Origin of the sequence: Streptomyces sp. CA-249302 (genome assembly GCF_050936785.1) — a bacterium.
Classification (GTDB): Bacteria; Actinomycetota; Actinomycetes; order Streptomycetales; family Streptomycetaceae; genus Streptomyces.
Window position 1 is genome coordinate 4,678,665 of record NZ_JBNJMG010000001.1, and the last position, 19,674, is coordinate 4,698,338.

Annotated in this window: 15 protein-coding genes; 7 read left to right on the plus strand and 8 right to left on the minus strand. The window is 71.1% G+C overall.

What is annotated here, in order from left to right; genetic code table 11:
* Positions 1-289: 289 nt before the first annotated feature.
* Positions 290-1,831, minus strand: a complete 1,542-nt coding sequence (locus ACQEWB_RS20820; protein ID WP_432833133.1) for an MFS transporter — start codon at positions 1,829-1,831, stop codon at positions 290-292.
* 62 nt (positions 1,832-1,893) lie between these two features.
* Here ACQEWB_RS20820 and ACQEWB_RS20825 point away from each other — a divergent pair, with 62 nt between their 5' ends.
* Positions 1,894-2,874, plus strand: coding sequence for a helix-turn-helix transcriptional regulator (locus ACQEWB_RS20825; protein ID WP_432833135.1), 981 nt, complete (start codon positions 1,894-1,896; stop codon positions 2,872-2,874).
* Here the strand turns inward: ACQEWB_RS20825 and ACQEWB_RS20830 are convergent.
* Entirely contained in the window at positions 2,858-3,622 is a 765-nt protein-coding gene (locus ACQEWB_RS20830) for a TetR/AcrR family transcriptional regulator (RefSeq protein WP_432833137.1), read from the minus strand. The two genes, ACQEWB_RS20825 and ACQEWB_RS20830, sit on opposite strands and share 17 nt — an antisense overlap.
* A 500-nt stretch (positions 3,623-4,122) precedes the next feature.
* A complete protein-coding gene (locus ACQEWB_RS20835; RefSeq protein WP_432833139.1) occupies positions 4,123-5,121 on the minus strand; it encodes a sigma-70 family RNA polymerase sigma factor in 999 nt (332 codons plus the stop codon).
* A 196-nt stretch (positions 5,122-5,317) separates the two neighbouring features.
* Here ACQEWB_RS20835 and ACQEWB_RS20840 point away from each other — a divergent pair, with 196 nt between their 5' ends.
* Positions 5,318-5,842 (plus strand): N-acetyltransferase family protein, encoded by a 525-nt coding sequence (locus ACQEWB_RS20840; RefSeq protein WP_432833141.1) that lies wholly within the window; start codon positions 5,318-5,320, stop codon positions 5,840-5,842.
* Between the two features lie 9 nt (positions 5,843-5,851).
* On the opposite strand, the gene ACQEWB_RS20845 is transcribed toward ACQEWB_RS20840, so the two are convergent.
* Complete coding sequence (locus ACQEWB_RS20845) at positions 5,852-6,643, minus strand: dioxygenase family protein (protein ID WP_432833143.1); 792 nt, start codon at positions 6,641-6,643, stop codon at positions 5,852-5,854.
* A 111-nt stretch (positions 6,644-6,754) separates the two neighbouring features.
* Here ACQEWB_RS20845 and ACQEWB_RS20850 point away from each other — a divergent pair, with 111 nt between their 5' ends.
* A complete protein-coding gene (locus tag ACQEWB_RS20850) occupies positions 6,755-7,264 on the plus strand; it encodes a MarR family winged helix-turn-helix transcriptional regulator (protein ID WP_432833145.1) in 510 nt (169 codons plus the stop codon).
* 85 nt (positions 7,265-7,349) lie between these two features.
* Here the strand turns inward: ACQEWB_RS20850 and ACQEWB_RS20855 are convergent, their stop codons facing one another.
* Together ACQEWB_RS20855 and ACQEWB_RS20860 are read right to left on the minus strand one after the other, a co-directional pair.
* A complete protein-coding gene (locus ACQEWB_RS20855) occupies positions 7,350-8,891 on the minus strand; it encodes an MFS transporter (protein WP_432833147.1) in 1,542 nt (513 codons plus the stop codon).
* A 110-nt stretch (positions 8,892-9,001) separates the two neighbouring features.
* Entirely contained in the window at positions 9,002-9,646 is a 645-nt protein-coding gene (locus ACQEWB_RS20860) for a TetR/AcrR family transcriptional regulator (RefSeq protein ID WP_432833149.1), read from the minus strand.
* A gap of 260 nt (positions 9,647-9,906) precedes the next feature.
* Between ACQEWB_RS20860 and ACQEWB_RS20865 the strand changes: the two genes are divergently transcribed.
* Positions 9,907-11,187 carry a M6 family metalloprotease domain-containing protein gene (locus ACQEWB_RS20865; RefSeq protein WP_432833151.1) on the plus strand — a complete coding sequence of 427 codons (1,281 nt, stop codon included), beginning with the start codon at positions 9,907-9,909 and terminating at the stop codon, positions 11,185-11,187.
* Positions 11,188-11,252: 65 nt separating this feature from the next.
* Complete coding sequence (locus tag ACQEWB_RS20870) at positions 11,253-12,947, plus strand: IclR family transcriptional regulator domain-containing protein (RefSeq protein ID WP_432833153.1); 1,695 nt, start codon at positions 11,253-11,255, stop codon at positions 12,945-12,947.
* A 55-nt stretch (positions 12,948-13,002) separates the two neighbouring features.
* Here the strand turns inward: ACQEWB_RS20870 and ACQEWB_RS20875 are convergent, their stop codons facing one another.
* Positions 13,003-15,726 carry a pectinesterase family protein gene (locus ACQEWB_RS20875; protein ID WP_432833155.1) on the minus strand — a complete coding sequence of 908 codons (2,724 nt, stop codon included), beginning with the start codon at positions 15,724-15,726 and terminating at the stop codon, positions 13,003-13,005.
* Between the two features lie 186 nt (positions 15,727-15,912).
* Here ACQEWB_RS20875 and ACQEWB_RS20880 point away from each other — a divergent pair, with 186 nt between their 5' ends.
* Positions 15,913-18,081 (plus strand): sigma-70 family RNA polymerase sigma factor, encoded by a 2,169-nt coding sequence (locus tag ACQEWB_RS20880; protein WP_432833157.1) that lies wholly within the window; start codon positions 15,913-15,915, stop codon positions 18,079-18,081.
* A gap of 71 nt (positions 18,082-18,152) precedes the next feature.
* Positions 18,153-18,947 (plus strand): hypothetical protein, encoded by a 795-nt coding sequence (locus ACQEWB_RS20885; protein WP_432833159.1) that lies wholly within the window; start codon positions 18,153-18,155, stop codon positions 18,945-18,947.
* Here ACQEWB_RS20885 and ACQEWB_RS20890 read toward each other — a convergent pair.
* Positions 18,893-19,657 carry an SDR family NAD(P)-dependent oxidoreductase gene (locus ACQEWB_RS20890; protein ID WP_432833161.1) on the minus strand — a complete coding sequence of 255 codons (765 nt, stop codon included), beginning with the start codon at positions 19,655-19,657 and terminating at the stop codon, positions 18,893-18,895. The two genes, ACQEWB_RS20885 and ACQEWB_RS20890, sit on opposite strands and share 55 nt — an antisense overlap.
* Between the last annotated feature and the right edge of the window lie 17 nt (positions 19,658-19,674).

Below are 19,674 nucleotides of genomic sequence, written 5' to 3' on the forward strand. Positions count from 1 at the left end.
AACTGCTTCACCGAGGACTCCAGGACCGCGCCGTCGAGGGCGGTGAGTTCCCCCAGAGAGATCCCCGAGAGGTCGGGAAGCCAGCTCGACCAAGCCGTGTCCGAGGCCGCCACGTCGGATGAAGTGGCTTGATTGATCGATGACATGACGCCCCGTTGCTTCCGGCTGATACGACACGAACCGGTCGCCCGCGCGAGGATACATGAATGTGACCGATAACACAACCCTCTGTCCCGATACGGGATCGGGGCAGAGGGCCAGTTGTGTCGGCGGAGCGAGGGGCGCCGTTTCAGTGGGCGGGAACCCTCTCCTCCACACGCGATGAGGCTTCGCCCGCCTGTCCAGGGCGCTCGGCACCGGCCCCCTCCGACTGCTCCGCCGCCCGCCCCGGCAGAGCGAACATCAGCAGGAAGATCACCCCCATCACCCCGGCCACCCACACGAGCGCGTGCTGGAATCCGTCCACGAAAGCGGGACCGACCTGAGTCGCCGTCAGCCGGTCCCCGATCGTCCCGAAGAACACCACCGACACCAGCCCCAGCCCCAGCGCATTCCCCATCTGCTGCACCGTGTTGATGAGTCCCGACGCCGAGCCCGCGTGCTCCTTGGGTACATCGGAGAGCACCGCGTCCGTCAGTGGGGCGACGATCAGGCCCATGCCGACGCCCATCACCACCAGCGGCAGTGACATCTGCCAGGACGTGATGCCGAGGCCGTAGCGGTCGGACTCCCAGATGTAGAGGAGTACGCCCGCCGCCATCAGCAGGGCGCCCGTCTGGAGGACCTTGCGGCCGAAGCGCGGGACCAGTTGCTGGACGGACAGGCCCGCCGCCGTGGAGACCGCGATCGAGAAGGGGACGCCCGTCAGGCCCGCGCGGAGCGGGGTCCAGCCCAGGCCGATCTGCATGTACAGGGTCCAGACCAGGAAGAAGACGCCGAGCGCCACGCCGAAGACGGTCTGTACGGCGATGCCTGCCGCGAAGCTCTTCACGCGGAAGAGGGACAGTTCGATCAGTGGGGAACCGTCCCGCGCGGCCTTCCGTTTCTCGTATGCCACCAGCGCTCCGAAGACCACCACCGCACCCGCCATCGACAGGTGTCCCCACAGCGGCCAGCCCAGCTCACGGCCGCGCGTGAGCGGGTACAGCAGCATCAGCAGACCCAGCGTGACCAGGGCGACGCCCACCAGGTCCAGCTTCAGGGCGCGCGGCGCCTTGGACTCGGTGATGAAGCGGCTGCCCAGGAGAAGGCCCGCGATGCCCACCGGGAGGTTGATGAGGAAGATCGGACGCCATTCCAGGCCGAACAGGTTCCACTCCGTCAGCAGGGCGCCGAGCAGCGGGCCCGTGACCGCGCCCAGGCCGACGACCGCACCGAACATGCCGAACACCTTGCCGCGTTCGTGTGCCGGGAAGGTCGCGTGCACGATGGCCAGGACCTGCGGCACCATCATCGCCGCCATGCCGCCCTGGAGGATCCGGGAGGCGACCAGCATCTCCGGGTTCGCGGCGAGCCCGCACAGCGCCGACGCGATCGTGAAGCCGCCGATGCCGACGAGGAAGAGACGTTTGCGGCCGTGGATGTCGCCCAGGCGGCCACCCGTGATCAGGCCGGCGGCGAAGGCGAGCGCGTACCCCGCCGTTATCCACTGGATCTGACTGAAGGAGGCGCCCGCGTCCTGCCGGATCGACGGGATCGCGATGTTGACGATCGTGACGTCGACGAGGTCCATGAAGGCCGCGGTCATCACGATCGCGAGGGCGAACCAGCGACGCCGGTCGGCGACAGCGGCCGTATCGAGGTCAGATGTTTCGGCAGAAGGTGAGGTCATGTCCTGAAGTTACGACCCCAGTAGGTCAGATCGTGTCCTAGTTGTACGGCATCCTCGAACTCATGACGACGGACACCCCGGCACGGCTCCTGACGCTCCTCTCCCTGCTCCAGACGCCCCGCGAATGGCCCGGCGGCGAGCTCGCCGAGCGGCTCGGGGTCTCGCGGCGCACGGTGCGGCGGGACATCGACCGGCTGCGTGAGCTGGGCTATCCCGTGCAGGCCACCCTCGGCGCGGACGGCGGCTACCGGCTGGTCGCCGGCAAGGCGATGCCGCCGCTCGTGCTCGACGACGAGGAGGCCGTGGCGATCGCGGTCGGCCTGCGGGCCGGCGCCGGGCACGCGCTCGAAGGCGTGGACGAGGCGTCCGTACGGGCCCTCGCCAAGCTCGAACAGGTGCTGCCGTCGCGACTCCGCCACCGCGTCTCCACCCTCCAGGCCGCGACCACGCCGCTGACCAGCGGGGACGGGGCGAGCATCGCGCCCGAGACGCTGACCGTGATGGCCTCGACGGTGGCGGGGCGGGAGCGGCTGCGGTTCGCCTACCGCGCCGGGGACGGGACCGAGTCGCGGCGCGTGACGGAGCCGTACCGGCTCGTCTCTACCGGACGTCGCTGGTACCTCGTCGCGTACGACCTCGACCGGGCCGACTGGCGGACCTTCCGGGTCGACCGGGTGAGCGAGCCGTTCGCGACCGGCGCGCGGTTCGCGCCGCGCGAGCTGCCGACGGGGAGCGCGGCCGAGTATCTGCGCCGGTCCATGCAACGGCACCAGGAGTCCTACGACTTCGAGGTCGTCTTCGCCGCCCCGGCGCAGAACGTCGCCGCGCGGCTCCCCAAGTGGCTGGGCGCGCCGGAGCCGCTGGACGCGGAGTCGTGCCGGCTGCGTGCCACAGTCGGCGACGCGGTGGAGTGGACGGCGGTCCGGCTGGCGCTGCTCGGCTTCGAGTTCACGGTCCGGGAGCCTGCCGAACTCGTGGAATCCGTACGGGAGTTGGGTGGGCGACTGACGCGGGCGGCGGGGGCGCCTACGCCGGCGAACTGAACACCTCGTCCCACGGAAAGCTCCTCAGCGCCGCGAGATTCCGCAGGGCCAGCGCCGCGGGCCCCTCGGGCCCCCGGGCCGGGGCGTCGCCGGACGCCCACCGCTCGACAGCCACCCGCACCGCGGCCCCGGCCACGGCGGCGGCGAAGCACAGGGACGGGGCGAGGTCGGAGCTCACAGCAACGTTGTCACCGCCGGCCGAACGGCCGACACCGTCACTTTCGACGCCGTCACCGCCGCCCCCGGCCCCCAACCCCCCGTACACCCGCCCCACCAAAACCTCCCCCAACCGTCCCTCCGACTCATGGCAGACCTCCGCCCACACCTTCCCCAGTGCCGGGCTGCTGTCGGTCAGGCGGATCAGGGTGCGGACCAGCTCCCAGGAGGCCGCCGAGACGCCCGCGCCCGGGGTGAGGGTGTACTGGACCGCGTGTTCCAGGGCCTCGGGGACGGTGAGGTGGGCGGGGGCCGCCGCGACCGCTTCCGCCCAGCGCTGGGCGCCGGCCGCGTAGAGGGGCGCGACGGCCTCCTCCTTCGTGGCGAAGTAGCGGTAGAACGTGCGGGGGGCGATGCCCGCCGCCTGGGCGATGTCCTCGGCGCGGGTGGCGCGCAGGCCCTGTCTCACGAAGAGCCCGGCCGCGGCGCGGGCGATGTCCATCCGGGTCTCGGCCTTGCGCCGCTCGGTGAGCGAGCCGGGCGACGCAGGAGAGGCGGTACGGGTTCCGGGTGCTGGGGTGGAGCTGCTCACACTCGGCAGGCTATGCCCATGTGGCACAATCTGCCATTCGGCGGGCCACCCCGGGGTTCAGGTCCGGGGTGCCCCGCCATCCAGCATGCCCCAGTACGGGGACCAGCACGAAAGCAAGAGAGAGCCGGGCCCCAGCGCCCGGGGGGAGGGGCGCCGGAGCCCGGCTCAGGGAGAGTCCCGGCGCCGGGGGGGTGTGCGTCGGGACTTGGCTCTGTTGGGGGTTCCTGGGCTTCTGGGACTCCTGAGCTTCGATGGGTTCCTGGGCCGCGAGGCCCGAACTCCTGTGCCCTGAAGTCTTTTTCCCAGGCCCCCGTGGGTTGAAGCGGCGTAACACCGCCATTGTTTGCGCGGTCTTCCGCCACCCGGCGTACGCGGTCCACGGCCGTCGTACGCCAGGTACGCGGTCCACGGGCGCCGTACGCCACCCGGCGGCCGCCGAGCCACACGCGCCCCCGCGCGCACGCCCTCGGCCACCGATACCTGTCCTGGAGCCGTGGCGCCTACGCGGCCGCCTCGAAGCCGGTGTCGCGGGCCAGCTTCTTCAGTTCCAGCAGCGCGTGCTTCTCGATCTGGCGGATGCGCTCGCGGGTCAGGCCGTGCTCCTTGCCGACCTCGGTCAGCGTGCGCTCGCGGCCGTCCTCGATGCCGTAACGCATCTTGATGATGGAGGCCGTGCGCGGGTCCAGGCGGCCGATGAGGTCGTCGAGTTCCTCGCTGCGCAGGAGGGTCAGGACCGACTGCTCGGGCGAGACCGCCGACGTGTCCTCCAGGAGGTCGCCGAACTGGGTGTCGCCGTCGTCGTCCACCGACATGTTCAGCGAGACCGGGTCGCGGGCCCAGTCCAGGACGTCGATCACGCGGTCCGCGTTCGAGCCGAGCTCGGCGGCGATCTCCGCGGGCTCCGGGTCGCGGCCGTGCTCGCGGTTGAACTCGCGCTGCACCCGGCGGATCCGGCCCAGCTCCTCCACCAGGTGGACGGGGAGGCGGATGGTGCGGGACTGGTCGGCGATGGAGCGGGTGATGGCCTGACGGATCCACCAGGTCGCGTACGTCGAGAACTTGAAGCCCTTGGCGTAGTCGAACTTCTCGACCGCGCGCACCAGGCCGGCGTTGCCCTCCTGGATCAGGTCGAGCAGGGGCAGTCCGCTACGGGGGTAGCGGCGGGCCACGGCCACGACCAGACGGAGGTTGGAGCGGATGAAGACGTCCTTCGCGCGCTCGCCGTCGGCCACCAGGGCCTCCAGCTCCTCGCGGGAGGCTTCGGCCTTGGAATCCTCGTACCCGTCGAGAACCTGCCGCGCGAACACACCCGCCTCGATGATCTGGGACAGCTCGACCTCCTTGGCGGCGTCGAGCAGCGGTGTGCGCGCTATCTCGTCGAGGTACATGCCGACCAGGTCGCGGTCTGCGATCTCGCCGCCATGTGCGCGAACACTGCGGGCCTTGTCGACGGTCCCGCCGGAGGCGGACTGACGACGGGCGACGGCACGGGTTGCCATGCGTGCTCCCTTGCAAATGGTGGGCTGGCGGGTGGTCCTTCAGATGCCAGGCGCTCGCCCTCGAGTACCTCTCAGCACCTTGGTCGGGTGCCCGGCATCTGTTGGAAACAACGACTGGAATCCGGACAGAATTCCCAACCCGACCCCCGATTTTTCTGATCATGCAGTACCCTGTGCCGCCACATGAGGAGGTCCGATGCCGTCGGAACGTACAGAGGTGCAGGTCAGGCCGGGAGTCGAGCGGGACCTCGAAGCCCTCACCGACATCTACAACCACTACGTACGTGAGACGCCCATCACATTCGACACCGTCGTCTTCGCTCCTCGGGAGCGGCGCCCTTGGCTGCTCTCCCACCCTGAAGACGGCCCGCACCGCCTGATGGTTGCCACAGACGGGGACACACAGGAAATTCTGGGCTACACCACATCAAGCCCTTATCGCGCCAAGGCCGCCTACGAGACCTCGGTCGAGACGACGATCTACCTGGCCCCCCACGCGGGCGGCCGCGGCATCGGCACGCTCCTCTACAAAGCCCTCTTCGAGGCCCTCGCGGACGAGGATCTGCACCGCGCCTACGCGGGCATCGCACAGCCCAACGAAGCGTCCACGCGGCTGCATGAACGCTTCGGGTTCCGGCACGTCGGCACGTACCGCGAGGTGGGCCGGAAGTTCGGCCGCTACTGGGACGTCGCCTGGTACGAGAAGGACCTGCACGGATAGACCGGCAGGTCAGCCGAACTGCACCGACCGCTTCGCCATCCCCATCCAGAAGCCGTCGATCACCGACCGCTGCGAGTCCAGCTCGCCGCCCGCCTCGGCCGCGCCCATGGTGACGAAGAGCGGGGCGAAGTGCTCGGTGCGCGGATGGGCGTAACGGCCGGCCGGGGCCTTGTCGAGGAAGTCCAGCAGGCCGTCCCAGTCGCGGGACTCCAGCGCCTTGTGGCCCCAGTCGTCGAACTCCGAGGACCAGGTCGGCACCCCCGCGCCCAGGTGCCGCAGCGCGGCCAGGTTGTGGGTGAAGAAGCCGGAGCCGACGATCAGCACGCCCTCGTCGCGCAGTGGCGCGAGCCTGCGGCCGATCTCCATCAGGCGGCGCGGGTCGAGGGTCGGCATCGAGATCTGCAGCACCGGGATGTCGGCGGCCGGGAACATCTCGACGAGCGGGACGTAGGCGCCGTGGTCGAGGCCCCGGTCCGGGATGTCCTGCACCGGCGTGCCCGGGGCGCGCAGCAGCTTCCGTACGGACTCGGCGAGTTCGGGGGCGCCGGGAGCCCCGTACTTCACCTGGTAGTAGTGCTCGGGGAAGCCCCAGAAGTCGTAGACGAGGGGGACGGGGTCGACCGCGCCGAGGGCCAGCGGGGCCTCCTCCCAGTGGGCGGAGACCATGAGGATCGCCTTGGGGCGGGGCAGGTCGGCGGACCAGGCGGCGAGTTCGCCGGGCCAGACGGGGTCGTCCGCGAGCGGCGGGGCGCCGTGGCTGAGGTAGAGGGCGGGCATGCGCTCCGGTGCGGCGGCTGACATGGCGGTGACTCCCTCGCGATTACTTCGAATTACTTTAAGTCTCAATCTCCAAGGAAAACTGTACGCTCCAATTGTTTAAACTTCAAGGAGGACTCTCGTAGAGTGGAGTGCATGAGCATGAACGCACCCGCGACCGAAGACACCCGCTGGCTGACCGACGACGAGCAGCGCATCTGGCGCTCCTACGTGCACGCCTCCACCCTCCTGGAGGACCATCTCGACCGCCAGCTCCAGCGGGACGCGGGCATGCCGCACATCTACTACGGCCTGCTCGTCGGCCTCGGCGAGGCGCCCCGGCGGCGGCTGCGGATGACCGAGCTGGCCATGAAGGCGAAGATCACCCGCTCCCGGCTCTCGCACGCGATCGCGCGCCTGGAGAAGAACGGCTGGGTGCGCCGCGAGGACTGCCCCTCCGACAAGCGGGGCCAGTTCGCGGTGCTGACCGACGCGGGATACGAGGTGCTCCAGCGCACCGCGCCCGGCCATGTGAGCGCCGTACGGCAGGCGGTGTTCGAGCGGCTCACCCCGGAACAGCAGAAGTCCCTCGGCGACATCATGCAGATCGTCGCCGAGGGACTTCAGCCGAGCGATGCGGGTGCGGACCTGCCCTGGCTCCGCTAGGGCAGGTCCTGGGGTCGTACGTAGGAGGCGTCCCCTTCCTCCTACGTACAGGTGGTTCCGAAGGGGTACGGCCGGACGGGCGCCGTCAGTGGGCGACCACCGGGACGGCGAACTCGTCCTCGACGCCCTCCTCGGAGCCGGTCACCGTGGTCGAGCCGGGGGTGCCGGCGTTGACCAGGGTCACGACGATCACCGCGGCCAGCACCAGCATGCCGACGGCGAACCAGATGGCGTTGGTGTAGCCGTGCACCGCGCCCTGCATCTGGACCAGCTGGGCCTGCGACTTGGAGGTCGCGCCGGCGATGTGGTCCTTGATGTAGGAGGTCGTCGCGGAGGCGGCGATCGTGTTCAGCAGGGCCGTACCGATCGCGCCGCCCACCTGCTGCGAGGTGTTGACCATCGCGGAGGCGACACCGGCGTCCCGGGGCTCGACGCCCAGGGTGGCCAGGGACATGGCCGGCATGAACGCCGTACCCATGCCGAGACCGAGCAGGAGCATCGCCGGCAGGATGATCGAGGCGTACGAGGAGCCGATCTCCATCTGGGTCATGACCAGCATGCCGCTCGCCGCGACCAGGAAGCCGGGGCCCATCAGCATCCGGGCCGGGACCCGGGTCATCAGCCGGGTGCCGATCTGGGTGGAGCCGACCATCATGCCCGCGATCATCGGCAGGAAGGCGAAGCCGGTCTTGATCGGCGAGAAGCCCTTGATGACCTGGAGGTAGTAGGTCAGGAAGAGGAACGTGCCGAACATCGCGATGATCGCGATGCCGAGCGAGAGGTAGATACCGCCGCGGTTGCGGTCGGTGATCACGCGCAGCGGCAGCAGCGGGGCCTTGACCTTCGCCTCGGTGAGGACGAAGGAGACCAGCAGCACGGCCGACGCGACGAACAGGCCGATCGTCGTCGAGTCGCCCCAGCCGTCGGACTCGGCGCGGGTGAAGCCGTACACCAGCGAGATCAGACCGAGGGTGGACAGCAGCACGCCGGGGATGTCGAGCGGGTTGCGGTTGCGGCCGCCCTCCGGCTCACGGATGACGAAGTACGCGCCGAGCGCGGCGATGATCGCGAACGGGATGTTGACGAAGAACGTCCAGCGCCAGTCCATGTACTCGGTCAGCACGCCACCGAGGATGAAGCCGACGGCGCCGCCGCCACCGGCGATCGCACCGTAGATGCCGAAGGCCTTGGCGCGCTCCTTGGGGTCCGTGAACATCACGGCGAGCAGGGAGAGCGCGGCGGGCGCGAGCAGGGCACCGAAGGCGCCCTGGAGGGCACGGGCGCCGAACATCATGGCGCCGGTGGTGGCCGCTCCGCCGAGCGCGGAGGCGGCGGCGAAGCCGATGAGGCCGACGACGAAGGCCCGCTTGCGGCCCCACAGGTCGGCGATCCGGCCGCCGAACAGGAGGAGACCGCCGAAGGCCAGCGCGTAGGCCGTGACGACCCACTGCCGGTTGCCGTCGGAGATGCCCAGGTCGGTCTGGGCGGACGGGAGCGCGATGTTCACGATGGTGGCGTCGAGGACGACCATCAGCTGGGCGAGCGCGATGAAGACGAGCGCCTTCCAGCGGTTGGCGTGAGCGCTGGTATCGCTGACGCCGAGAGCCTTTGAGGCTGTTTCAGACATGGGGGTACCCACTTCGGGACTTCGGGACGGAAAGAGGAATCGCTGAAGTAGTCAGGGGCCGGCTGCGCGGCCCCGCACTAGGGACTGGTGTGGAGCGCTGAACTAATCGGTCAGGCCTGGCGCATGTCCTCCATGGTCACGGCCGCACCCGGCAGCACGGATCGGGCCGGGGCCCGCAGTCCGTCCAGGAACAGCTGTAGATGGCGGTGCACGAAGCGGTCGTTGCGGAGGCAGTCGGTGCCGGCCGGGGGCCGGCTGAGCTGGGCCACGACGACCATCAGGTCGCCGACGCCGACGTCGGGACGGAGCTGGCCGGCCTGCTTGGCGCGGTCCATCAGTTCCGTCACGAGCTCCTCGCAGCGCTCGCGGGCCGCTTCGAGATCGGGGTGGTTCTTGTCGAAGGTGCTCTGGACCATCGGGCACAGCGCGCTGATCCGCTCGTCGGCGGACGTGTGCACGAAGTGCTCGAGGGCCGCGAAGGCGTCGCCGGTCTCGGTGGTCGCCCGCTCCGCCGCCTCCGACATCCGGTCCATGACCGAGCAGACGACCTCGCGGACGAGCGCGTCCCGGTCGGGGAAGTTGCGGTACACCGTGGCGTTGCCGACGCCGGCCCGGCGGGCGATGTCGTCGAGCGGCACATCCGGGCCGTACTCGGTGAACATCTCCCGGGCCGCGCTGACGATCCGCTCCCGGTTGCGCAGGGCGTCGGCGCGCGGCCGGGGCACCTTGCGCTGTGCGGTCGTCGTGGCGGTCACGGCGTACTCCTCGGGTCGGTGGTCTTGCTTCCGCGATCCGGGGAGCCAGTCCCCGTTTCGCTCGGACACCTGACTAAACGGGGAGACGCTCCCCGGTTATTTCAGGTTGAGGGGAACATTTGATGTGACCTGAGTCACACCCCTTCTTCGCCGAAACCCACGTTCGGCTCTTCCAGCGCGCGCCCGGTCACCCCGCGACCGAGGGTGATCGAAAGGGTGCAGTCCGGGACCGGCGGCTGCCATCGACGAAGGGCCCGTGCATGCAGCTCAGCCGTCGGATACGCCCGCGCCGCGTGGCCGCCCTCGCGTCCGTGACCGCCCTGGTCCTGGGGGTCAGCACCTCCGCCGGCACCGGGGGGCACCCGACCGCGGGCAGCACGGCGGCCGGGGCGGGTCCGATCGCGATGGCCCGCGGCTCGGCGTCCGGCCCCTGCATGATCAGCGGCCGCCGCGCCGTCCAGATGTCCGAGGGCGTGCCGACCGCCACCGGCTACTCCCGCTCCACGGGCACGGTCCGCGCCCTGACCCTGATGGTCGACTTCCCCGACGCGCCGGGCCCCGGCAACGCGCTCGACCGCTTCCACGAGTTCTTCCCGCAGACCCAGCAGTGGTTCCGCACCGCCTCCTACGGCCGTCTCGACTACCGCCCCGAGACCCCGGTCCCGCACTGGCTGCGCATGCCGAAGGCCTTCAAGGCGTACGGCATAGAGCGCGGCGCCCCCTTCGACCCCGGCTACCGCGACCTGGTCCAGGACATCGTGAGCGCGGCCGACCCCAAGGTCGACTTCCGGGACTACGACTTCCTGAACGTGCTGATGACCCCGAACGCGGGCCCCTCCGCCCTGGACACGGTCCTTTCGGTGACCTTCGCCGGCAACACCGAGGCGCCGGTGGCGGACGGCGTCCCGGTCGCCAACGCGTCCTTCGTCTACTCCCGCCAGGACGACGGCTCCGGCTCCTACGACCGGACCGGCTACCGGGTGCTCCCGCACGAGAACGGCCATGTCTTCGGCCTGCCCGACCTGTACACCCAGGAGGGCGGCGGCTCGGTCGGCCACTGGGACATCATGAGCGAGGACTGGGGCGCCAACAACGACCTGCTCGGCTGGCACAAGTGGAAGCTCGGCTGGCTGGACGCCTCCCAGGTCGGCTGCGCGACGACGCACGGCACGGCCGAGTACACCCTGACCCCGCTGGCCCGCGCCGGCGGCCCGAAGCTGATCTTCGTCCCGCTCTCCGGCGGCACCGGTTACGCCGTCGAACTGCGCACCCACGAGGGCAACGACGAGGCGGTCTGCCGCCCGGGCGTCCTCATCTACAAGGTCGACGCGGACGTGGACACGGGCATGGGACCGGTGACGGTGTACGACTCCCACCGGGACAGCGGCGGCTGCACCCGCAGCCCCAACGTCCACGCCGAACTCTCGGACGCCCCCTTCACCCCGGGCGAGACCTTCAAGGACCCGAAGCGGGGCATCCGGATCACGGTGGCGGGCGCGGACCTGGCGGGGAACTACCGGGTGCTGGTCACTCGGCGGTGAGAGGACGGCGCGAGGGATTACGGTGACCGTGCCCTGATCGCCGCACCGGAGAAGCCGAGAAGCCGATGTCCGTGAAGTCCACGACGGCCGACGACGCCGATCCCGCCGCCGACGCCGGGTCGGTCGATTCCGCCGGCGTGCCGGGCGAGGCGGTCGCGCCGCTCATCCGGGGGGTCGCCGTGCTGCACCGGCTCACCGAGGCGGGCGGGACGCTCAGCCTGAGCGCACTGGAGCGGGCCACCGGGCTCGCGCGCTCCACGGTCGACCGCATCACCGCCACGCTCGCCCGCATGGGATACGTCCGCCTCGACGGCCGCGACGCCGTGCTCGCCCCCCGTCTGATGGAACTGGGCAACGCCTATCTGGCCGCCCTGCGTCTGCCCGCGCTGCTCGACGCGCGCGCCGACGCCCTCGCCGACGAACTCGACGAGTCGGTGTCCCTCGCCGTCGGCGACCGCGACGGCATCCGCTTCATCCACCAGGCCACCCGCCGCCGGGCGATGTCCCTCAGCTTCCGCATCGGCGACCTGCTGCCGGCCGAACGCACCGCGCCAGGGCCGCTGTTCGCGGCGGAGTGGGGGGAGGAGGAGTGGCGGGCGTGGCGGGAGCGCCGGGCGGCGGATCCGGAGGACCTCGGCTTTCCCGCCGTACCGCCGCGCCAACACCCGTATGCGGACGAGGAGTTCGAGCGGCGGGCGAGGGCGGCCGGGGCCGACGGGTGGGCGTTGGACGACCAGTTGATCGAGCCGGGGCTGGTGGCCGTGTCGGTTCCGGTACGGGACCCCCGTACCGGACGGGTCGCGTGCGCGGCGAGTGTGGTGAGCCATACGAGCCGGCACACCGCGGCGGACCTGCGGGACACGCTGCTCCCCCGGCTGCGGGCGGCGGTGCGGAGGATGGAGGACGACCTGCGCGAGGCGCCGCTCACGCAGCCGGCCGTCACGCCCTCGGGGCTCGCGACCTGGACCGGAGCGTCCAAGCAGGCCCTGGGAAGGGAGTTCGTCGAGTCCCTGGCCCGCGGGCTGACCGTCCTCACCGCCTTCGGCGAGGGCCGGGCCGCGCTCACCCTGACGGAGGTCGCCCAGGCGACGGGGCTGGCCCGCGCGACCGCGCGCCGCGCGCTGATCACCTACGAGCACCTGGGCCTGGTGCGGGCGCGGGACCGCGTCTTCGAGCCGACCCCGCGCGTCCTGTCCCTGGGCTTCCCGCCGCTCTCCCGCACCTCGGTCGCCGAGATCGCGGCCCCGCACATGGCCGAACTCGCCCACGCCGTCCACGAGTCGACGTCCCTGTCCGTCCTCTCCGGGACGGACATCCAGTACACGGCCCGGGTCGCCACGAGCCGCATCATGAGCGTCAACATCACGGTGGGGACGCGGCTGCCGGCGTACGCGACCTCGATGGGGCGGGTGATGCTGGCCGACATCCCGGAACGGGAAAGGCAGTTGGGCCCCCTGCGCCCCATCACCGCCCGGACCGTCACGGACCCGGCGGCCCTGACCGCCGTGCTCTCCTCGGTCCACGCACAGGGCTACGCCCTGGTCGACGAGGAGTTGGAGGAGGGCCTGCGGTCCGTCGCCGTCCCCGTCCGCGACCGCACGGGCCGGGTGGTGGCCGCCCTGAACGTGGCGATGCACGCGGCGCGGCACACGGTCGAGGAGTGCGTACGCGAGATCCTCCCCGAGCTGCGCACGACGGCGGACCACATCGAGGCCGACCTGCGGGTGGCGGGCCGCTTCACCCGCGTTCCCCTGTCCTGACCGGGCCGGCCGGCCCCGAAGTGAACCGGCCGGCCCGGGGTGGGGTGTCACAGGGTCACTGGACGGTGGCCTTGCTCTGGACGATGTACGCCTGGCCCGAGGCGGGCTTGATGGTCGTGGAGCTCGTGCGCACCGTGGCGTTGCGGACCGTCAGGCCGGTCTTGGCGCCGATGGTGACCGAGGTCAACGTGAGCCCGGTGACGGGCCGTTCGGGGACGCCGATGATCTGGCCGGCCGTGGTGGCGCCGGTCGCGGTGATGCCGGAGACCGTGATGTCGTGGAAGTCGGGCGTCGTGCCGGTGATCGCCTGGGCGGGGTCGCCGTCCGCGGGGATCGAGGGGTAGTAGCCGACGATCTGGATCGGGGTCTTCACGTCGGTCATCCTGAGGTTCTTGTACGTGATGTCGTGGACCTCGCCGCCGCGGTCGCGCGCGGTCTTGAGGCGGACGCCCGCGGTGGTGCCGGTGAGAGTGTTGTCGTGGATATTGATGTCGTAGACGTCACCCGCGGTGTAGCTGCCGATGGACAGCCCGTGGCCGTGCAGGATCGTGCAGTTGCTCAGCGAGATGTCGTGGGCGGCGCCGCCCGACGGCGAGGAGTCGATGGCGATGTTGTCGTCACCGTCGTCGATGGTGCTGTTGGTGACCGCGACGCCGGACGAGGACCAGACGTCGATGCCGTCGGTGTTGGGCGAGTCCGACGGCGACGAGATGGTGATCTTGTCGATCGCGGCGGTGGTGACCTGCTTCAGCACGATGTGCACGTTGGGGGCGTTCTTCAGCGTGATGCCGGTGATCTTCACGTTGGAGGCCTTGTTGACGTTGACCAGGGCGGGCCGGGCCGACAGCGTCTTGCCCGCGGCCTTCTCCGCCTTGATCACCGCCCACCACGGAGCGCCCTGGCCGTCGATCGTGCCCGCGCCGGTGATGGTGAGGTTCTTCGCGTCGGACGCGGACAGCAGCGGGGCGAGCTTCCCTCCCGTGACGGGGTAGTCCGCGGTGTCCTGCGAGGCGAGCAGGGTCGCTCCCGAGTCGAGCTGGAACGTGAGGTCACCGGCCAGGGTCAGGGGACCCGAGAGGTACTTCCCGCTGGTGAGCTCCACCGTGCCCTTGCCCGCGCAGGCGTTGATGGCCTTCTGCAGGGCGGCCGTGTCCTTCGTGGTGCCGTCCGCCTTCGCCCCGTACGCGGTGGGCTTGCAGACCGTGCCGGTCGGGGCGGCCGTCGTGGTCGTCGTGGAGGCGGCCGTGGCTGTGGCGAGGGGGTTCCAGCCGTCCGAGCCGGCCAGGTACTTCTGCGGGGTGTAGTTCGCCGCCTGGGCGGCGGTCAGCTGCGGCCGGTTGGCGTTGACCGTGGCGCCGGCGCCGGTGTTGGCGTACTCGCTGAAGCGGGCGGCCTGCCAGGTCGAGCCGGACATGTCGGTCCACGGCTGGGCGGTCTTGATGAACGAGCCGATGGTGGACTCGCGGTAGAGCACCTGCGCGTTCTGCCGCCACGGGCGGCCGAGGTAGGTGCCGCCCGTGGTCCCGGCGCCGGTGATGGACGACTTGTAGAAGAGGTACCCGTAGGTGCGGGTCGCCGCGGTGCTGGCGGCGGTCAGATAGCCGCCGCTGCCCAGCTCGTGGATCTCGGACTGGTCGAAGACCCCGATCCCGCCACCGAAGATGAAGTCGACGGTGCCGGCCACGTAGGACTTCAGGAAGTAGGCCCGCGCGGAGTCGTTGAGCAGCAGGGTGTCCTGGTGGCCGAGGATCCGCACGTTGGTGAGGACCGCCCGGTCGGCGGAGAGGCTCAGCGCGAGCGCCTGGGCGGTGCTCGCGGTGCCGGTGTCGTGGTCGTTGGAGATGGTCAGGTTCGACGCCGAGAAGTCGTGGCCGTTCACGAAGGCGGTGGCACTGTCGCCGGTGCCGTACGTCGTGCCGTCCGGCTTCTTCACCCCGGACGCGTGGTTCTCCACGAGCACGACGTCGGAGGCGGTGGACCCGAGCCCCTTGAGCGTCACGTAGGGCTTGTTGGCCGGGATCGTGAAGACGCCCCGGTAGGTGCCCTTCCTGACGGCGATCGTCACCGGCTTCGTGTTGTTCGCCGGGACCTTGTCGATGGCCGCCTGGACCGTGGTGACGTCACCGCTGCCGTCGGCCGCCACCGTGATGGTCGTACCGGAGGAGGTCGTGGACGGGGCCGGGGTGGTCGTGGTGGTGCCGACCGCGGTCAGCGACCAGAGCTTGTTGCTGTTGACGGAGCAGGTCTCCTCGATGATCGGCGCGCCGGGCGCGGTGCTCGCCCCCGCGTCGCTCACGCACAGACCGCTGCCGGCGTTGACGATCTGGTACGCGTCGCCCTTGGCCGCCTTCAGCGTCCACAGCTGGTTGGCCTGATCGGTCCCGCAGCCCCACTGCTGGAGGCGGGTCCCGGAAGTCGTGGAGCCGCCCGTGACGTCGAGGCACTGCCCGGTGGCCGCGGACTTGATGTTGAACCTGCCCGAGCCCCGGTCGACCAGCGTCCACTGCTGGTGGCTCTGCTGCGGGGTGCAGCCCCACTGCTGGATCAGCGTCCCGGGAGACGCGCTGCCCCCGGTGAGATCCATGCACTGGCCGCTCCTGGCGACCTTGAGCGTGTACGTGCCCGCCTTGACGCCGGCCGCCTGGTCGCCCGAGTTCGTCGCGACGGTGGCCGCCGCGGCGACCCCGCCCAGGACGACGAGGGCCGCCACTCCCGCGGGAGCCGCGATACGCCACCGGGGCCGCTTGCTCCGGGCCCGCTTGCCGCGTCTGAGGTACATGCCGTTCGGTTTCCTTTCTCCGCTGACATCACGGAGACGGCCCACCTCCACAACCCATAACCGGTTCCGTCACACGAATTCCCGAAGCCACCCCGGACCAGGGCCGGTTCACACCCTTTCGACCATGCGTGCCATCATGACCGCCGCCACCGAGCGACGACTTCGTGATGACTCTGTGAGGATGCCTTGCGCAAGGCTTCGGCACCGCCCCCGGCGGCCGGACCGGCCGCGCGGCCGTCGGGAACCGGGCTGGTCGAGGCCGCCCGGTCCGGCGACACCCGCGCGCAGGCCGCCCTGTTCGACGAGTACCTGCCCCTGGTCTACAACGTGATCGGGCGCGGGCTGCACGGCCACCCGGACGTCGACGACGTCGTGCAGGAGACCATGCTGCGCGCGCTGCGGGCGCTCCCCCGGCTGCGGGAACCCGAGCGGTTCCGGTCCTGGCTCGTGGCCATCGCCGTCCGGCAGATGCACGACCACGGCCGCCGGCAGAAGGCCGCCCAGGTCCACCACCGGGCCCTGACCGAAACGGACGACGTCCCCGACACGTCCGCCGACTTCGCCGAACTCGCCGTGGACCGGCAGACGTTGGCCCGGGCGGGCAGCGATCTGCTGGAGGCCGGCCGCTGGCTCAGCGACGACCAGCGCCGGACGATGGCCCTGTGGTGGCAGGAGGCCGCGGGGCAGCTGAGCCGCCAGGAGGTCGCCGACGCGCTGGACCTGAGCGTCGCGCACACCGCCGTACGCATCCAGCGGATGAAGGCGAAGCTCCAGCTCGCCGTCGGTGTGCTCGGCGCGTGGCGGGCCCGGCCGCGCTGCCCCGAGCTGGCCGCTCTGCCGGACGCGCCCGGAGCGCGGGTGCTGACGCGGCTCGGCCGCCACGTGGCCGACTGCCCGCGCTGCCAGGCCGCCGTCAGCTCCTGGGGTTCGGTCGACGACCTGCCGATCCGGCTCGGCGGCCTCGCGGTCCCGGTCGGGCTGGCGACCGGCGTCCCGGCCCTGGTCGCCCGGCACGGCACGGCCCACGGCCTGCTGTCCTCGCTGTGGCACACCGTCCACCGGCTGTTCCCGGCCAAGTCCGCCGCGATCGCCGCCGCCACGGTCTCCCTGACCGCCGTGGCCGGCCTCGCGATCTACCAGTACGTCCCCCAGCCGCACGCCGCTCCGGCAGCACCCGGCCCCACCCCGGCGGCGAGCGCCGTGCACCCCGCGGCCTCCCGGCCGGCGCCGTCCGCCACCCCGAAGCCGGCCGCCCGCGCCTACTCCGGCGTCGCGACCGCCGACTACTACGTCGCCCCCGACGGGAACGACGACGCTCCCGGCACCCTGGCCCGCCCGTTCGCCACCCTGACCCGGGCGGCGGCCGCGGCCCGGCCCGGCCAGACGGTCGCCGTCCGCGGCGGCACCTACCGCCCGACCGGCACGGTCGCCCTCAAGACGTCCGGTACGGCGGCCCGGCGCGTCACGGTGAGCAACTACCGTGACGAACGGCCCGTGTTCGACGGCTCCCGGCTCCCGTCCGGCGCCTGGTTCCTCACCCAGCGCGGTGCGTACACGACGGTCCGGGGCCTGGAGATCGTCCACGCCCCCGATGTCGCGTACGCCTGCGAGTCCTGCCACGACGACGCCTTCACCCGGCTGGACGTCCACGACAACGGCCGTATCGGACTGCTGCTGAGCGGCGCCGGAACGCGGGACAACCAGATCCTCGACAGCGACTTCCACGACAACCACGAGACCGGTTCCACCGGCGGCCGCGCCGACGGCCTTCTGTTCGGGGAGGGCTCCGGCACGGGCAACTCGATCCGGGGATGCCGGAGTTACGACAACTCCGGCGACGGCATGGACATCAGCACGTTCCTCGGTGCCGTCACCATCGACCACACCTGGTCCTTCGGCAACGGCGTCAACCGCTGGGGCACCGCGAACTTCTCGGCCGGCGGCAGCGGCTTCAAACTCGGCGGCGGTACGACAGCGCAGGCCACGCAGCTCGTCACGGACAGCGCGGCCTGGGACAACGCCGGCTTCGGCTTCACCGAGTACGGCGCCACGGGCGCCCCACGGCTGACCGACGACACGGCCTACCGCAACGGCGCGGCGGGCTTCGCCTTCGTCCACTCCCCCGCGACCCTCGAGCGCGACCTCGCGCTGGCCAACCACCCCGACTCGTGGCTGGGCGACACGGCACGGCACACCGGCAACTCCTGGGACCAGCAGGGCTGGACGACCTCGGCACTCCGCCTCACCGACGCCGCGGACACGACGGCCGCCCGCCACCGGGACGGCAGCCTGCCCGGCACGCGCTTCCTGACCAACACCCGGGACGCGGGAATCGGGGCCGGGATGTCCGACTGAGCCTGGGGGCGTACGGGCCCCGGGTCCTGCTCGGGATCGGGCACCGCAAGCGTGCGGATCAGCATGTGGCCGTGCGGCCGCGGTGCCGGCGGGCCCTCGGCGGAGTGGCGATCGGGACGGACGCGACGCGGCGGGCGACGGCCGTGGACGTCGCCCGGGAGGCCGGGGTGGCCCGGGCCACGGCCGGTTTCGTCCTCAACCGCACGGCGTGGCGGACGACCTCCGAGAGCACCCGGGACCGCGTCTCTGTGCTCGACGACGAGCCGGCCGGGTGCCAGGATCGCCGTCCGCAGCACCTCGACGTCCTGCTTCCCGGGCGGCGCACCGATGACGTGATCGGCGATCAGCCGTGCCATGCGCCGCATCGGCTCCGCGACCACGTCCTCCTTGCGGAGCCGCTGCCCCGGATGGCGAAGGTCGTCGCCGACCACATCGGCGCCTCGGCGCCCGGCGAGTCCGACGTCGAAGTGCTGTACGGCGCCATGACGGCTCTCGCTCGCCTCACCATCGACAACCGGGATCCGCTCGTCGCGCTCCGTCCGGTCGCCGAGCGCTCTCACCACATCCTCGCCGCCTACCTGGGCCGCCCCGAGCACGAGCAGGAGATCGCAGGCCTGCTCGTCGGCCGGCACCCCGGCGCCGATCCGGACGAGTGGTCCCGCCGACTGCTCGTCGCCTGCACGGTCGCCGCGTTCCGGGTCTGGCTGGAGGACTGCTTCAGGGGTCGGTTCGCCGATCCCGTCGACCGCCTGCGCACCATCCTCGACGCGGTCTTCTCCACCGCGCGATCAGACGCCGGGGCGCGAGAGGGTCAGGCGATGAAGGTGATTCCGCCGTCCGCTCCGATCGCCTGGCCGTTGATGTAGCCGGACTCCTCGCTGGCGAGGAACACCAGCAGCGGCGCCACGTCGTCGTACGGCGTGCCGAAGCGGCGCATCGGGCTGTGCGACTCGATCATCGCGGCCGCCTGGCGCCCCTGTTCGGTGAGGTTGAAGGCGTCACTGCGGCCGACCGGGAGAAACGTGTTGGTGGTGATGCCGTACTGACCCCACTCCTGCGAGGCGACTCGGGTGAGGGCCATGACGGCGCCCTTGGCCATCGCGTAGGTCGAGAATCCGGGTCGGGGGCTGACCGCGGCGCCGGACGCCGTGTTGATCACCCGGCCGTAGCCCCGCTCCTTCATGTACGGCAGGCACTTCTGCATGAAGAGCATGCTCTGCAGCGGGCCGGTGCGGTACGCGGTCAGGGCCTCGTCCTCGGTCGCCGCCTCCAGCAGGGCGTGTTCGTTGAGACCGCCCTGCGCGATGTTCGCGAGGATGTCGACGGTGCCGTACTCCTGGATCGTGGCTTCGACGACGGCCTCGATCTGCTCCGGGACACTGATGTCGCACTGCACGGCGATCGCACGGCCACCCTTGTCGCGGATCTCCTGGGCCACGGCCTCGACCGCCTCGCCGTTGATGTCGGAGAGCACCAGCGAAGCGCCCTCGTCGGCGAATCGTCGCGCGGCCCCTCCTCCGATACCGCCGGCGGCACCGGTGACGATCGCTACCCGGCCGTCAAGACGTCCACTCATGTGTCCGTTCCTCTCAG